The 13,313-nt window shown below is 71.9% G+C and carries 16 protein-coding genes and 1 pseudogene; 8 read left to right on the top strand and 9 right to left on the bottom strand.

Going from position 1 to position 13,313, the window contains the following annotated elements; genetic code table 11:
• Positions 1-63 precede the first annotated feature (63 nt).
• Positions 64-1,650: an alpha/beta hydrolase gene (locus LCH29_RS32815; protein WP_446465448.1), complete on the bottom strand. Its 1,587-nt coding sequence runs from the start codon at positions 1,648-1,650 to the stop codon at positions 64-66.
• Between the two features lie 273 nt (positions 1,651-1,923).
• Between LCH29_RS32815 and LCH29_RS32820 the strand changes: the two are divergent.
• A pseudogene (locus LCH29_RS32820) lies at positions 1,924-2,061 on the top strand (zinc-dependent alcohol dehydrogenase); the annotation flags it as partial.
• On the opposite strand, the gene LCH29_RS32825 reads toward LCH29_RS32820, so the two are convergent.
• Genes LCH29_RS32825 through LCH29_RS32850 form a run of 6 tightly spaced genes read right to left on the bottom strand, consistent with a single transcriptional unit; the run spans position 2,012 to position 6,596 of the window.
• A complete protein-coding gene (locus LCH29_RS32825) occupies positions 2,012-2,812 on the bottom strand; it encodes an urease accessory protein UreD (RefSeq protein WP_446465331.1) in 801 nt (266 codons plus the stop codon). The pseudogene LCH29_RS32820 and the gene LCH29_RS32825 overlap by 50 nt on opposite strands.
• Positions 2,809-3,510, bottom strand: a complete 702-nt coding sequence (gene ureG / locus LCH29_RS32830) for an urease accessory protein UreG (RefSeq protein ID WP_446465332.1) — start codon at positions 3,508-3,510, stop codon at positions 2,809-2,811. The genes LCH29_RS32825 and ureG overlap by 4 nt, the downstream gene beginning before the upstream one ends.
• Before the next feature lie 33 nt (positions 3,511-3,543).
• The gene (locus tag LCH29_RS32835; RefSeq protein ID WP_446465333.1) at positions 3,544-4,248 is read right to left on the bottom strand and encodes an urease accessory protein UreF; all 705 of its coding nucleotides are present in this window, start codon (positions 4,246-4,248) and stop codon (positions 3,544-3,546) included.
• A 5-nt stretch (positions 4,249-4,253) separates the two neighbouring features.
• Positions 4,254-5,975: an urease subunit alpha gene (locus LCH29_RS32840; protein WP_446465334.1), complete on the bottom strand. Its 1,722-nt coding sequence runs from the start codon at positions 5,973-5,975 to the stop codon at positions 4,254-4,256.
• Positions 5,972-6,277: an urease subunit beta gene (locus LCH29_RS32845; protein WP_446465335.1), complete on the bottom strand. Its 306-nt coding sequence runs from the start codon at positions 6,275-6,277 to the stop codon at positions 5,972-5,974. Before LCH29_RS32845 ends, LCH29_RS32840 begins: the two co-directional genes overlap by 4 nt.
• 16 nt (positions 6,278-6,293) lie before the next feature.
• The gene (locus tag LCH29_RS32850) at positions 6,294-6,596 is read right to left on the bottom strand and encodes an urease subunit gamma (protein WP_446465336.1); all 303 of its coding nucleotides are present in this window, start codon (positions 6,594-6,596) and stop codon (positions 6,294-6,296) included.
• A 179-nt stretch (positions 6,597-6,775) separates the two neighbouring features.
• On the opposite strand from LCH29_RS32850, the gene LCH29_RS32855 reads away from it, so the two are divergent.
• A complete protein-coding gene (locus LCH29_RS32855) occupies positions 6,776-7,729 on the top strand; it encodes a M28 family metallopeptidase (RefSeq protein ID WP_446465337.1) in 954 nt (317 codons plus the stop codon).
• 21 nt (positions 7,730-7,750) lie between these two features.
• On the opposite strand, the gene LCH29_RS32860 is transcribed toward LCH29_RS32855, so the two are convergent.
• Positions 7,751-8,053, bottom strand: a complete 303-nt coding sequence (locus LCH29_RS32860; RefSeq protein ID WP_446465338.1) for a type II toxin-antitoxin system Phd/YefM family antitoxin — start codon at positions 8,051-8,053, stop codon at positions 7,751-7,753.
• An 81-nt stretch (positions 8,054-8,134) separates the two neighbouring features.
• Here LCH29_RS32860 and LCH29_RS32865 point away from each other — a divergent pair, with 81 nt between their 5' ends.
• The 5 genes from LCH29_RS32865 to LCH29_RS32885 all read left to right on the top strand — a co-directional run bounded on the left by LCH29_RS32865 (position 8,135) and on the right by LCH29_RS32885 (position 11,742).
• Positions 8,135-8,770, top strand: coding sequence for an ATP-dependent Clp protease proteolytic subunit (locus LCH29_RS32865; RefSeq protein WP_446465339.1), 636 nt, complete (start codon positions 8,135-8,137; stop codon positions 8,768-8,770).
• A 7-nt stretch (positions 8,771-8,777) separates the two neighbouring features.
• Entirely contained in the window at positions 8,778-9,086 is a 309-nt protein-coding gene (locus tag LCH29_RS32870; RefSeq protein WP_446465340.1) for a hypothetical protein, read from the top strand.
• Positions 9,087-9,350: 264 nt separating this feature from the next.
• Positions 9,351-9,824, top strand: a complete 474-nt coding sequence (locus LCH29_RS32875) for a C40 family peptidase (RefSeq protein ID WP_446465341.1) — start codon at positions 9,351-9,353, stop codon at positions 9,822-9,824.
• A gap of 157 nt (positions 9,825-9,981) precedes the next feature.
• Positions 9,982-11,187 (top strand): hypothetical protein, encoded by a 1,206-nt coding sequence (locus LCH29_RS32880; protein WP_446465342.1) that lies wholly within the window; start codon positions 9,982-9,984, stop codon positions 11,185-11,187.
• A gap of 24 nt (positions 11,188-11,211) precedes the next feature.
• Complete coding sequence (locus LCH29_RS32885) at positions 11,212-11,742, top strand: DUF6328 family protein (protein WP_446465343.1); 531 nt, start codon at positions 11,212-11,214, stop codon at positions 11,740-11,742.
• Here the strand turns inward: LCH29_RS32885 and LCH29_RS32890 are convergent.
• The gene (locus LCH29_RS32890; protein ID WP_446465344.1) at positions 11,739-12,167 is read right to left on the bottom strand and encodes an ATP-binding protein; all 429 of its coding nucleotides are present in this window, start codon (positions 12,165-12,167) and stop codon (positions 11,739-11,741) included. The two genes, LCH29_RS32885 and LCH29_RS32890, sit on opposite strands and share 4 nt — an antisense overlap.
• Positions 12,168-12,433: 266 nt before the next feature.
• Here LCH29_RS32890 and LCH29_RS32895 point away from each other — a divergent pair, with 266 nt between their 5' ends.
• Positions 12,434-13,303, top strand: a complete 870-nt coding sequence (locus tag LCH29_RS32895) for a helix-turn-helix domain-containing protein (protein WP_446465345.1) — start codon at positions 12,434-12,436, stop codon at positions 13,301-13,303.
• Positions 13,304-13,313 lie beyond the last annotated feature (10 nt).

Genomic DNA, 13,313 nt, shown 5'->3' on the forward strand with positions numbered 1-13,313 from the left:
CGACCCCCCGCCTGACCCGCTTCCGTAGGCGCCGACTCGTACGGAAGCGGGCTCGGCCGACCGTTACTCGACGGCCCCGGCGGCCTTCGCGGCCCCGGCCTTCGCGGGCTTCGGCGTGGCGTGCGGGGCGCACGTCACGTCCTTGGCGTCCACCGTGCCCTTGAGCAGGTAGGCGTCCACCCGGTCATTGATGCAGGCGTTGACCAGCCCGGTGACGCCGTGCGAACCGGCGTCCTTCTCGGTGATCAGACGCGAGCCCTTGAGCCGCTTGTGCAGCTCGACGGCGCCCTCGTACGGGGTGGCGGCGTCACGGGTGCTCTGCACGATGAGCGTCTTCGGCAGCCCCTTGCCCGCACCGACCTCCAGCGGGGTGTGCTGCTTGGACGGCCAGGTGGCGCACGGCAGGTTCATCCAGGCGTTGGACCAGGTCAGGAACGGGTAATCGCGGTGCAGCCGGGTGTTGTCCCGGTCCCACTTCCGCCAGCTGGTCGGCCACTTGGCGTCGGCGCACTCCACGGCGGAGTACACCGCGTTGCCGTTCTCCGAGGCGATGTTGCCCGCGGTGTCGGACAGGTCCGGGCCCGCGGCCTCGACGAGCGCCTTCTCGTCACCGGCCAGGTAGTCGCTCCACACCCCGGCGACCGTGGCCCACGACGAGTCGTAGTACGGGGCGCTCTGGAAGAAGCCGAGCAGCTCGGCCGGACCGACGACCCCGCCGATCGGGCTCTTCTTGGCGGTCGCGCGCAGCTTCTCCCACTGCGCCTGGACCTCTCCCGGGGTGTCGCCGATGTGGTAGGCCGCGTCGTTCTTGGCCACCCACGCCTTCCAGTCGTCCCAGCGCATTTCGAACGCCACGTCCTGGTCCAGGTTGGCCTGGTACCAGATCTTCTCCCGCGACGGGTTCACCACGGAGTCCACGACCAGGCGGCGCACATGGTCGGGGAAGAGCGTCGCGTAGACCCCGCCGATGTACGTCCCGTAGGACACGCCGAGGTAGTTGAGCTTCTTGTCGCCGAGCGCGGCCCGGAGGACGTCGATGTCGCGGGCGGTGTTGGGCGTCGTCATGTGCGGCAGCATCCAGCCGCTGCGCTCCTTGCACCCGTCGGCGAACTCCGCGGCGAGCTTGCGCTGCGCCCGCTTGTCCGCCTCGCTGTCGGGCACCGGGTCCATCTTGGGCGCCTTGACGAACTCCTGCGGGTCGACACAGGAGATGGCGGCCGAGTGGCCCACCCCGCGCGGGTCGAAGCCCACGAAGTCGTACGCCTTCGCGGCCTTCGTCCACAGCGGGTTCTTGTTGGTGACCCGGGTCGGGAACTTCAGCCCGGAGCCGCCCGGTCCGCCCGGGTTGTAGATCAGCGAACCCTGCCGCTCGGAGGCGGTCCCGGTGCTGCCGATGCGGTCCACCGCGATCTTGATGGTGCGACCGTTCGGCTTGGCGTAGTCGAGCGGCACGGTCACATAGCCGCACTGAATGGGCTTGGCGAGCTTCCAATCGGCAGGACAGTCCGTCCAGTCGATGCCCGCCTTCGCGGCCCGCGCCGCGGCGATCGCCGCCCCGCGGGCCTCCGCGGCGCCCCCCGGCGTCCGCGTGGGCTCCGATGCCCCCGCCGTGGGAGCGGCCAGCGCACCGGTTATCAGCGCACCGGTCATCACGCCGCCGGCCACGCCGAGTACTGCTGTGCGTCTCACGTAGAAATCCCCCTGCTTTGTTGCGCCGCCGCGCGGCGATGATCACAGAGTGTCAGGAGGATCCTCGCGCCTCACTTACTGCTGAGTACAGGGCAAACCGCCGTTTCTTTATCAACACGTCACCTTCACAGACCGCTCAGCCTTTGATCGCACCGGCGATGAGGGCCTGGAGTTGCTCGGCGCTGCGGTCCAGCGGCTCGATGCTGCGCTTGGCGCGGCACATGGCAACGGTTCGCGGGCTCCGGAAAGGTGGCGCCCGAGCGCGTCGTCTCCCATGTCCTGGACTGGGAGCAACCCCCCGAGGCGCTGCCGGAGAAGCGCCTCAAGCCGGTGTTCGTACGGGACATCGCACCGGCTGCGGCCGCGAGCTGAGCGCCTCGTCCAGCATCCGGCGCAGCCGCAGGCCGTCCGTGGCGACCGCGCTGACCAGGGCGGCGGGGCCGGTGAGCGGGGTGATGACGGCCGTGTCGGCGAGCAGCCGGGGCTCGGCGGGATCGCTGTCGTACGCCGGGTCCACCACCAGGAGTTGACCGGCCGCCCGGTGCCCGCCGAGCACCGCGCCGCCGTCCCAGCCGGGCGCGCCGGGGCCGTACGACAGCTCCTGGTCCAGCAGCGGCCGCCCGGCGCGGTGCACGGTGAGGCGGCTGGTCAGCGTACCCGGGGGCTCGCCGAAGCGGCCGAGGATCTGTTCCTCGCGCAGCACCAGGCGGGCGGTGGGGGCGAGTTCGACGGTGGTGGTCATGCGCAGATCGCTGCCGTGGGCGGAGATCAGCGGTTCGGGCAGCCAGTCCAGGGTGGCACCCTCGGCGACGGTCAGCCGGATCGCGTAGTGGGCGGGCTCGGCGGAGCGGCCGGGCAGCGCGAGCGTGGCGGCCGCCGAACCGACGCGGAGCCGGGCGCCGGGGCCGACCGCCGCGGTCAGCGCGATGCGGTCGCCGCCGAGCGGGGCGCTCATCGCGCCGACCACGGTGACGCACGCCGCGCCGTCGCCGGCCGCCCGGGTCCGCCGCAGGGCCAGCGGCCCGTCCCCGGCCAGCACGGGCAGTGCGGTGCCACCGCGGCCGTCCGCTTCGGCGACGAGGCGGGCGGTGGCGCGTACGCCCGTACCGCCTGTGTGGGTCACGCCGGGGCCGCCGGAGGCGCTGTCCAAGCGGTCAGCCGCTCGCGTACCCAGTCGGCGATCGGCCGGACGCCGTCCGGCGCGACCAGGGAGGTGAAGGCGACCGGCAGATCGCCGCGCTGCTCCTTGGCGTCGCGCGCCATGCGCTCCAGGTCGGATCCGACGTACGGGGCGAGGTCGGTCTTGTTGACGACGAGGAGGTCGGCCGTCGTCACGCCCGGGCCGCCCTTGCGCGGGATGTCGTCGCCGCCCGCGACGTCGATGACGAACACCTGCGCGTCGACCAGGCCCTTGGAGAAGGTCGCGGTGAGGTTGTCGCCGCCGGACTCGACGAGGACCAGGTCGAGCGGGCCGACGCCCTCCTCCAGGTCCTCGACCGCTTCGAGGTTGGCGGAGATGTCGTCGCGGATCGCGGTGTGCGGGCAGGCGCCGGTCTCCACGGCGCTGATGCGCTCCGCGGGCAGCACCGCGTTGCGCAGCAGGAACTCGGCGTCCTCGCGCGTGTAGATGTCGTTGGTGACGACGGCGATCGACAGCTCGTCGCGCAGCGCCCGGCACAGCGCGGCGACGGTCGCGGTCTTGCCGGAGCCGACCGGCCCGCCCAGCCCGATGCGCAGCGCCCGGCGGGTGCCGTCGGGGCGGCGCGGGGTGGCGGCGTGGGTGTGGCGCTGCGGGTAGGTCTCGGGGTGATCGAGGTGCATGGCGGCTCCGGGGGCGGGTGAGGAGGCGGGCGGTTACGAGGCGAAGAGGCGGACGGGCCAGGTCGCGTGCTGCTCGGCGGCGATGTCGAGCAGCGGCGCCGCGGCGGCGGGCAGCGCGCCGGGGCCCTCGTCCAGGGCCCGGTGTGCCGCCTCGGCGGCGCGGGCGGCGATCCGGTCGATCTCGGGGGCGAGGCGGGCGAGGACGGTGGTGGCGTCGAACGGGTCGAGGCTGAGCAGCCGTACGGCCGCGGACGCCGGTCCCCCGGCCGACTCGTAGGCGGCGGCGTACGCGGCGGCCTGCGGGTCGAGCCCGGCGGCGCGCGCGGCCAGCCCCTGGACGACGGGCTGGTGGGCGCCGCGCGGCCGGGCGGCGGCGAGGGCGTCCAGCTCGGGCGAGGGCCAGGTGGCGCGGGCGGCGCGCATCAGCTGTCGGCCGAGCCGCCGTGCGGTGGTGCGCAGCGCGGGAACGGGGGTCCGGGCGTCGGCGGCCTCGTCGAGCACCAGCGGATCCACCCCGGCGGCGGCCGCGGCGGCGAGCGCGGCCGCCGTGAGCCCGGCGGTGTGCAACCGCCCGCGGCAGAACGCCTCCAGGGTGGCCGCGTCGTGGATGCGCCCGGCCTTGACGGCGGCCTCGGCCCCGCCGGAATGGGCGTGCCCTCCGGCGGGGAACCGCCCATCGGCGAGGATGAGCAGCGCGGCGGAGCCGGGCATCGGCGGCGGGGGCGCGTTCGTGGTCATCGCGGTCAGAAGAGGAAGTACCGCTGGGCCATGGGGAGTTCGGCCGCGGGAGCCGGGTCGACGGGGTCGCCGTCGATGGTCACCGTGAAGGTGTCCGGGTCGACTTCCACCCGCGGCATGGCGTCGTTCTCCCGCATGTCCGCCTTGGTCACCCCGCGCGTCCCCCGGATCGGCACGAACCGCTTCCCGAGGCCGAGCCGGTCGGCCAGACCGTCGTCCAGGGCGGCCCGGGTGACGAAGTTGAAGGAGTTGGCGGCCGGGGCGCGTCCCACCGCGCCGAACATGGGCCGGGGCAGCACCGGCTGCGGCGTGGGGATGGACGCGTTGGCGTCGCCCATCTGCGCGTACGCGATCTGCCCGCCCTTGAGCACCAGGTGCGGCTTGACGCCGAAGAAGGCGGGCTCCCACAGCACCAGGTCGGCGAGCTTCCCGGGCTCCACGGAGCCGATCTCGCCGTCGAGGCCCTGTGCCACCGCCGGGTTGATGGTGTATTTGGCGACATAGCGACGCGCCCGTCGGTTGTCCGCGCGGCCGTCCCCCGGCAGGGCGCCGCGGCGCCGCTTCATCACGTGCGCGGTCTGCCAGGTGCGCAGGACGACCTCGCCGATGCGGCCCATGGCCTGGGAGTCGGAGGAGATGATCGAGATGGCGCCGAGGTCGTGGAGGATGTCCTCGGCGGCGATGGTGCCGGGCCGGATGCGGGACTCGGCGAAGGCGAGGTCCTCGGGGACGGCCGGGTTGAGATGGTGGCAGACCATCAGCATGTCGAGGTGTTCCTCGACGGTGTTGACGGTGTGCGGCCGGGTCGGATTGGTCGAGCTGGGCAGCACGTTCGGCTGGGAGACCACGGTGATGATGTCGGGCGCGTGGCCGCCGCCCGCGCCTTCGGTGTGGTACGCGTGGATCGAGCGTCCGGCGATGGCGGCCAGGGTGTCGGCGACGAACCCGGCCTCGTTGAGGGTGTCGGTGTGGATGGCGAGCTGGGCGCCGCTCTCCTCGCACACGCCGAGGCACGCGTCGATCGCGGCGGGTGTGGCTCCCCAGTCCTCGTGAATCTTGAAACCGAGGGCCCCGCCGCGCAGTTGGGACCACATGCCCTCGCGCGAGACGGTGTTGCCCTTGCCGAGCAGCCCGATGTTGACGGGGTACGCCTCCAGCGCCTCGAACATCCGGGCAAGGTGCCAGGGGCCGGGGGTGATGGTGGTCGCCTTGGTGCCCTCGGCGGGCCCGGTGCCGCCGCCGACCAGGGTGGTGATGCCCGAGGACAGCGCCTGGTCGACGAGGGTCGGGGAGATGAAGTGGACATGGGCGTCGATGGCGCCCGCGGTGAGGATCCTGCCGTTGCCCGCGATGACCTCGGTCTCGGGGCCGATGACGAGGTCGGGGTGGACCCCGTCCATGGTGTCGGGGTTCCCGGCCTTGCCGATCCCGGTGATACGGCCGTCCCGCAGCCCGACGTCGGCCTTGATCACGCCCCAGTGGTCGAGCACCACGGCACCGGTGATCACGGTGTCGGGGGCGCCCTCGGCGCGGGTGGTGCGGGCCTGGCCCATGGACTCGCGGATCACCTTGCCGCCGCCGAAGACCGCCTCGTCGCCGGAGCGGCCGGGGCCGCCGCAGCGGTCCTCCTCGATCTCGACCACGAGGTCGGTGTCGGCGAGCCGTATACGGTCGCCGGCGGTCGGCCCGAACAGGTCCGCGTACGCGGCGCGGCTGAGCTCCGTCACAGCGCGCCTCCCGTCTCGCCGCGCAGCCCGGGGACGACCCGCGCGCCCGCCAGCGGCACCAGCTCCACCTCGACGGGGAGGCCCGGTTCGAAGCGCACGGCGGTGCCCGCGGCGATGTGGAGCCGGTGTCCGCGGGCCGCGGCGCGGTCGAAGTCAAGGCCCGGGTTGGCCTCGGCGAAGTGGTAGTGGGAGCCGACCTGGACCGGCCGGTCGGCCGCGTTGAGCACGGTGAGCCGGATGACCGGCCGCCCCTCGTTGAGCCGTACCGGCTCGTCCGCGGGGAAGATCTCTCCGGGGATCATGGAACGCCGTCTCCCGTCAGACGATCGGCTGGTGGACGGTGACGAGCTTGGTGCCGTCCGGGAAGGTGGCCTCGACCTGGACGTCGTGGATCATCTCGGGGATGCCCTCCATGACCTCGTCGCGGGTGAGCACCTTGCGCCCGGAGGCCATCAGCTCGGCGACGGTACGGCCGTCCCGGGCACCCTCCAGGATGTGCACGGTGATCAGCGCGATGGCCTCGGGATGGTTGAGCAGCACACCCCGGGCCCGTCGCTTTTCAGCCACGTCAGCTGCCACATGAATGAGCAGGCGTTCCTGCTCGTGCGGCGTCAAATGCACGTCGTCCCACCTCATCCTCACGCACGACTATCGAAGGCTAGATGGGCGGCGTTTCAGGCTGGTTAACGCGTCGGCAAAGAATCGCCCTTGACGGTTGCACGGAAAAACGATGATCCTCATGTCCGCATCATGATCTATCAGCTCCGCACGAACCCCCCACATCACTACGGAGCCCAACTGTGCATCGCATAGCACCCTTTCGCCGCGGCACGCTCGCGGCCGGAACCTGCGCCGCCCTCGCCGCCGCCCTGCTGAGCGGGGCCTCCGCGGCCCAGGCCACCATCACCCCCCGCGCCGCCGCGCCGGACATCGACGTGAAGGCGGTCAAGGCCGATCTGGACCAGTTCCAGACGATCGCCGACGAACACGGCGGCAACCGCGCCCACGGGCAGCCCGGCTACCGGGCGTCCCTGGATTACATCAAGGGCAAGCTGGACGCGGCGGGATTCAAAACCGGCGTCCAGGAGTTCACCTCGGGCGGCGCCAAGGGCTACAACCTCGTCGCCGACTGGCCGGGCGGGAGCGCCGACAAGGTGCTCATGGCCGGATCGCATCTCGACTCGGTCGAGGCCGGACCCGGCATCAACGACAACGGATCGGGCTCCGCCGCGATCCTGGAGGTCGCGCTCGCCGTGGCCAAGGCCGACCTCAAGCCCACCAAGCATCTGCGGTTCGCCTGGTGGGGCGACGAGGAGGACGGCATGATCGGCTCCACCCACTACGTGGACAGCCTGAAGTCGGACGAGAAGTCGAAGATCGACTCGTATCTGAACTTCGACATGCTCGGCTCCCCCAACCCCGGGTACTTCGTCTACGACGACGACCCGGAGCTGGAGAAGGTCTTCAAGGACTGGTACGCGGCCAAGAACATCGCGACCGAGAAGGAGACCGAGGGCGACGGCCGCTCGGACCACGCCCCGTTCAAGGACGCGGGGGTGCGGGTCGGCGGGCTGTTCACCGGCGCCGAGTCCACCAAGTCCCAGGCGCAGGCGGACGCGTGGGGCGGCAAGGCGGGCGAGCCGTTCGACCCGTGCTACCACTCCGCGTGCGACAAGACGTCCAACGTGGACGACACCGCGCTGGACCGCAACACCGACGCGATCGCCCACGCGGTCTGGGAGCTCAGCTCCTGATCGACACTTCTCCAGCCGTCATCACTCGCGGCCCGGACGCCGATCCCCGGCGTCCGGGCCGCGGTGTTCTGCCGCGATACCGAAGCGCCGCCGTTCGCCGGGAGCGGACGAGGTCGGGCGCATCGCCGACACCGTACTGATCACCTGCTCCTCCGCCGCCTCCGCCTCGACCGCGTCGAGTCGTTGCAGGTCAGCCGAGGACACCAGGGCGACCAGCGGCTTTCCATGCCGGGTGAGGACCACCCGCTCACCGCCGTAGACCACGCGGTTGATCAGGTCCGCCAGTTCCGCCCGGGCTTGCGTCACCGGAATCTCGTACGCCATGCTCCCCATCGTACGGGACGTACATCCTGTACATTTTTTACGGAGTCAAATCCCCGAGAGACCCACGAGAAGGTGACCGCGATGGAACGACCGACGGCGCGCTACGTCCTGCCCGAGCTCACCGAGCGCACCAGCAGCGGCGTGCGCACCATGGACCCCTACTCCAAACTGCTCTCCGAGCGCATCGTCTTCCTCGGCACGCCCATCGACGACACGGCGGCCAACGATGTGATCGCGCAGCTCATCCACCTCGAACACGCCGGGCCCGACCAGGACGTCTCGCTCTACATCAACTCCCCGGGCGGCTCGTTCGGCGCGATGACGGCGATCTACGACACGATGCACTTCGTCACCTGCGACATCGAGACCATCTGCCTGGGCCAGGCCGCGTCCGCCGCCGCGGTGCTGCTCGCCGCCGGGGCGCCGGGCAAGCGGCTGGCGCTGCCGGGCGCGCGGGTGCTGATCCATCAGGCGGCGCTCAGCGAGCCCGTCGAGGGGACCACCTCGGACCTGGAGATCCAGGCCGGTGAGCTGCTGCGGACCCAGGCGCTGCTGGAGGAGATGCTGGCGCGGCACACCGGGCAGAGCGCCGAGCGGATCCGCGCGGACATCGACCGCGACCGGATCTTCGACGCCGCGGCCGCGGTGGCGTACGGGCTGGTGGACGGGGTCACCCAGAGCCGTAAGCGTCCTGGTGCGCTGCCCGGGGCACGGTGATCGCGCGATGCTTCCACCGGAACTTCCCCCGCTGCCCGCGCTGACCCGCGCGGAGGGGCGCCTCGTGGACGGCTACCTGGAGGCCGTCGACCTGCTCGGCCGGATCAACCCGGCGCGCGGCCATGACACCTACGGCGGTCTGCGCGCCGCCCAGGCGCTGGTCGGGAAGGCCATCGCGCTGCGGGACGCGCTGGCGCTGATGCACGACCGGGGCGAGAGCGAACTGCACACCGCGACGCTGGACCGTGCGCTGCGCGTGCTGGACGGGGAGCGGCGCTCCGAGCGGGTGACGCTGCCGCCCGTCTCGCCGCGTTGATCGCGCTCGCGCCCGGGGCCCCCGCGGCGTCGCCCGAACGGCGTAGCGCGGAGCCCGGCGCGAGGCCGCCGCCGGGTTGCGGCCGACGGCGCCGAAACCGCCGTCGCCGCAGGCCGGAGGGCGGGCCGCGGCCCGGCCCGGTCACCCGAACAGCGGAGCCGTGACCACCCTCACACCCCGCCCGCTCGGCTCGGAACCGGCGGCCGCGGCGGGCGACCATCCCTGGGACGACCCGAACCCGGCCACCGAAGGGTGGTGTGCGAGATGACCGCGCACATACGGATCCCCAGAATGGTCTCCCGGACCGGTGCCCTCTCGGCCCTCACCGCCGTCGCCGTCGGCGGCACCGTGACGGTGCCCGGTCTGCCGCAGCAGGCCGACGCGGCGACCGTGGCGGCCAAGGCGCTGCGGATCGCGGCCTCGAAGAAGGGCGCGCCCTATGTGTACGGGGCGGCGGGCCCGCACCGCTTCGACTGCTCGGGGCTCACCCAGTACGCGTACAAGCGCGCCGGGAAGCGCCTGCCGCGCACCGCCGCGGCCCAGTACAACCGCACCCGTCACATAAAGGTGTCCGCCCGCAAACACGGTGACCTGGTCTTCTTCCATGCGGGAGGCAGCGTCTACCACGTCGGCCTCTACGCGGGGAGCGGCCGGATCTGGCATGCCCCCAAGGCGGGCACGGTGGTGCGGCTGGAGCGGATCTGGACGGGCAAGGTCAGTTACGGACATGTGCGCTGACCGGCCGATTGCCGGACCCCGGCGGTAGGTTGACGGCGGATCAGGGGCGCCCTGGTCCCCGTCACCTTCCGGCGTGGTCTGGTGTGACCGCCCCCGCGAGGCGTTAGCGTGGGCCGGTGCCGGTTCGGGGAGACCGGCACCGGGAGGGGGAGCTACGGTGAGCGGCCAGTTCCAGGCGGACCGGACCTACGACCAGGTGTATCTCGTCTTCGTCGACACCTCCGGCTATTCGACGATCGTCCGCTCGAACCCCAGGGACCGGGCCGCGGGCGCCTTCGATCTGCTGCGGGAGCGGATGCGGGCGCGCATCGGCCAGGTCTCCGCGCAGCACCGCTGTGCCCGCAGCGATCTGTGGAACTGGCGCGGGGACGGGGGGTTCTTCGCGATCCACGACGACAGCGAGAGCGTGGCCCGCGATGTCGCGCTGGAGGCGGCGCGGACGTTTCTCACCCTCGATCTGCGGCATCTGCGGGACGAGTTCGCGCAGGCCGGGGTGGACGGCGAGCTGCATGTGCGGATGGCGGTGCACAAGGGGGCGATACGGCACACCGGGGAGGGCCGGACCGGCACCATCCACTCCCCCGACATCAATCTGGCCGCGCATCTGGAGAAGGCGACCCCGCCGGACTGTCTGGCGGTCTCGGAGGACGTGTACCGCACCGCGGGCCGGTATGCGGAGCTGTTCGCGCACGTCGGCAGCCACGAGGGCAAGGACGTCTATCTGATGGCGGGCGACGGCGGCCCGGCCGAGGCGGCCAAGGCGTGGCTGGCGGGCCGCGGGCTGGCGGGCGGCACGCCCGTGCACGCCTATCCCGAGCGGCCGAGCTCGGCGGAGAAGGCGCGGCTGCTGGACGCGGCGGCCGAGGAGGTGCTCGACATGGGCACCGCGCTGCGCACCTCGTCGTCCCGGCTGGTCACCACCGAGCGCCCGGCCCGCTACCGCGACGCGGTCCTGGGCTTGCTGCGCCGGGGCGGGGTGTACCGCTGCTACCTGCTGGATCCGTCCTCGGACGCGGCGGCCACCCTGTCGCGGCAGTACCAGGAGGACATGACCCGGAAGATCAAGGATTCGCTGGAGCGGTTCGGCCGGTTCAAGGAGCGCCACGGGGCGGCGGCGGACGGCTTGCGGGTCTACCAGACGGACGAGTTCCCCGGCTTCTCGGCGCTGGCCGTCGATCCGCGTCAGTCGAACGGGCTGATCCTCTACTCCTCGTATCTGATGGGCACGAGCCCGTACGGGGTGATCGAGCGCGGCGACATGCCCCACTATCTGATCGGTCCGGACGCCGGTCGTACGTATGCGCGCATCCTGGAGCTGACCGAGGCGCGGGCGGCTACGGGGCAGGTCGAGCGCGTAGTGTGAGCACATCCGGTAACTCGTAAAAGTATGAAGAACGACGCCCCGAGAACCGTCCGTCGCGAGACCGCGCTGGAGCGTGACGACCGGAACTTCGCCGAACTGCTCCAGGAGCTGCGGGTCACCCAGACGGGTGTGCAGATCCTGTTCGCCTTCCTGCTGACCCTGGCCTTCACCGATCGCTTCGCGTCGCTGGACCAGGTGCAGCGCGGCACGTACGTCGCCACGCTGCTGCTCGCGGTCGTGGCGGCGGTCCTGTTCACGGCCCCGGCGGCGCTGCACCGGGCGCTGTTCCGCAGGGGGGCCAAGCGACGGGTCGTGGACGTCTCCGGGAAGCTGGCCGCGGCCGGTCTGTGCGTGCTGACGATGGCGTTCACCGGGTCGGTGCTGCTGGTGGTGGACGTGGTGCTGGGGCGCGGCCCGGGGATCGCCGCGGCGATGGGCACGTTCGCGGTGTGCTGCGGGCTGTGGGGCGCCCTCCCGCGCTGGATCCGCCACCGGATGGGCCACCACCCGCCGCCGACCGCGCCGCACCATCACGCGCCCCAGGACACCCGCTAGCGCACCGGCACGGGCCACGGCAGCGCGATCCATACGGTCTTGCCGCCGTCCGCGGTGGGGGTGACGAACACCTCGCCGCCCGATTCGGCGGCCAGACAGCCGATGATGACCAGCCCCCGTCCGTTGTCCTGGTGGGTCGCGGCGCACAGCCGCCGGGGGTGACGGGGGTGGCTGTCGGTGACACCGATCTCCAACCGCCCCTCGTGGTCGAGCCTTATGTCCACGGTGAAGGTGGGCGATTCGCCCAGGGTGTGCTGTACGGCGTTGGTGGCGAGCTCGGAGACGATGAGCCGCACAGTGTCCGCGGCCTCCTCGCCTTCCCCGAGTCCCCATTCGGCCAGCACGCATCCCACGTAGGCGCGGGCCGCGGGAACCGAGGCGGGCGCGCTCGGCAGAGTGACGGATGCTTCCTGATGGTCTGCCATGACGGCCTGTCCCTTTCCCGCCGGGGCACGGCTGCGGACGCGCACGGGTGGCGCCGCGCAGCCTTGGGGTCCGGGTGGGCGGCCCCGGCGGCTCCGACCGTCAGACTGCCACCGATGCCCTCCATGACGCGGGCGATCCACCGAGTTATGCATATATCTGTCGCCCGAAGCGGTGAACTCTGCTACGGAAGACCGGATTTGCGGGGCAGACTGGGCCACGGTCACGACAGGGCGGGACAGCGGACGGGCAGCGGGAGGGAGATCTGATGCGGTACGGCCCGGCGGTACGCCGCCGCAAGCTCGGCGAGGAACTGCGTCGCCAGCGCGATCTGGCGGGACTCACCAGCGGCGAGGCCGCGCGGCGGCTGAGCTGGCACCAGTCGAAGGTGAGCCGGATCGAGACCGGGCGCAGCGGGGCGAAGCCCGGGGACGTGGCGCGGCTGCTGGAGGTGTACGGGGTCACCGACCCGCAGCTGCGGGCGCTGCTGGAGGCGCTGTGCGGCGGGGGCGCCTCGGACCCGGAGGGGTCGCGGCGCGGCTGGTGGTACGCGTACCGCGATCTGCTGCCGCCCGCCTACCGGGACTTCATCAGCCTGGAGGCGGAGGCGTCGGCCGCGTACACGCTGGAGACGACGGTGGTGCCGGGGCTGTTGCAGACCGCGGACTACGCGCGGACGGTGACCCGGGCGGCGCTGCCGGACCTCCCGCAGGACCAACTGGACACGCTGGTCGAGGTGCGGATCGCGCGCCAGTCGGTGCTGCGCGAGGCGCGGCCGCTGCGGCTGCACGCGGTGCTCGACGAGGCGGTGTTACGGCGCGGGGTGGGCGACGCCGGGGTGATGCGGGCTCAGCTGCGACAGCTGGCGGAGATGGCCACGTTACCGCAGGTGAGATTGCAGGTGCTGCCGTTCTCCGCCGGAATGCCCATCGGTATTACCGGTCCTTTCATTATCTTCTCTTTTCCGCACATTACTGACCTCGACGTAGTAGTTCTCGACCATTTGACGAGTAGCCTCTATCTGGAGCGGAAAGAAGACCTCCGGGCGTACAGCAGCGCATTCGATGTGCTGCGGACCAACGCCCTGTCACCCGAGGATTCGTTGATCCTCATCTCGAAAATCGGGGGCGGCGCCTGAGAGGGGCACC

The sequence above is a fragment of the Streptomyces sp. BRA346 genome, assembly GCF_052851135.1.

Coding starts and splice junctions, on each gene's coding strand:
- LCH29_RS32815 (WP_446465448.1), bottom strand. CDS start 1,650: ATGACCGGTGCGCTGATAACCGGTGCGCTGGCCGCTCCCACGGCGGGG.
- ureG (WP_446465332.1), bottom strand. CDS start 3,510: ATGCACCTCGATCACCCCGAGACCTACCCGCAGCGCCACACCCACGCC.
- LCH29_RS32835 (WP_446465333.1), bottom strand. CDS start 4,248: ATGACCACGAACGCGCCCCCGCCGCCGATGCCCGGCTCCGCCGCGCTG.
- LCH29_RS32845 (WP_446465335.1), bottom strand. CDS start 6,277: ATGATCCCCGGAGAGATCTTCCCCGCGGACGAGCCGGTACGGCTCAAC.
- LCH29_RS32860 (WP_446465338.1), bottom strand. CDS start 8,053: ATGGCGTACGAGATTCCGGTGACGCAAGCCCGGGCGGAACTGGCGGAC.
- LCH29_RS32865 (WP_446465339.1), top strand. CDS start 8,135: ATGGAACGACCGACGGCGCGCTACGTCCTGCCCGAGCTCACCGAGCGC.
- LCH29_RS32870 (WP_446465340.1), top strand. CDS start 8,778: ATGCTTCCACCGGAACTTCCCCCGCTGCCCGCGCTGACCCGCGCGGAG.
- LCH29_RS32875 (WP_446465341.1), top strand. CDS start 9,351: ATGACCGCGCACATACGGATCCCCAGAATGGTCTCCCGGACCGGTGCC.
- LCH29_RS32885 (WP_446465343.1), top strand. CDS start 11,212: ATGAAGAACGACGCCCCGAGAACCGTCCGTCGCGAGACCGCGCTGGAG.
- LCH29_RS32890 (WP_446465344.1), bottom strand. CDS start 12,167: ATGGCAGACCATCAGGAAGCATCCGTCACTCTGCCGAGCGCGCCCGCC.
- LCH29_RS32895 (WP_446465345.1), top strand. CDS start 12,434: ATGCGGTACGGCCCGGCGGTACGCCGCCGCAAGCTCGGCGAGGAACTG.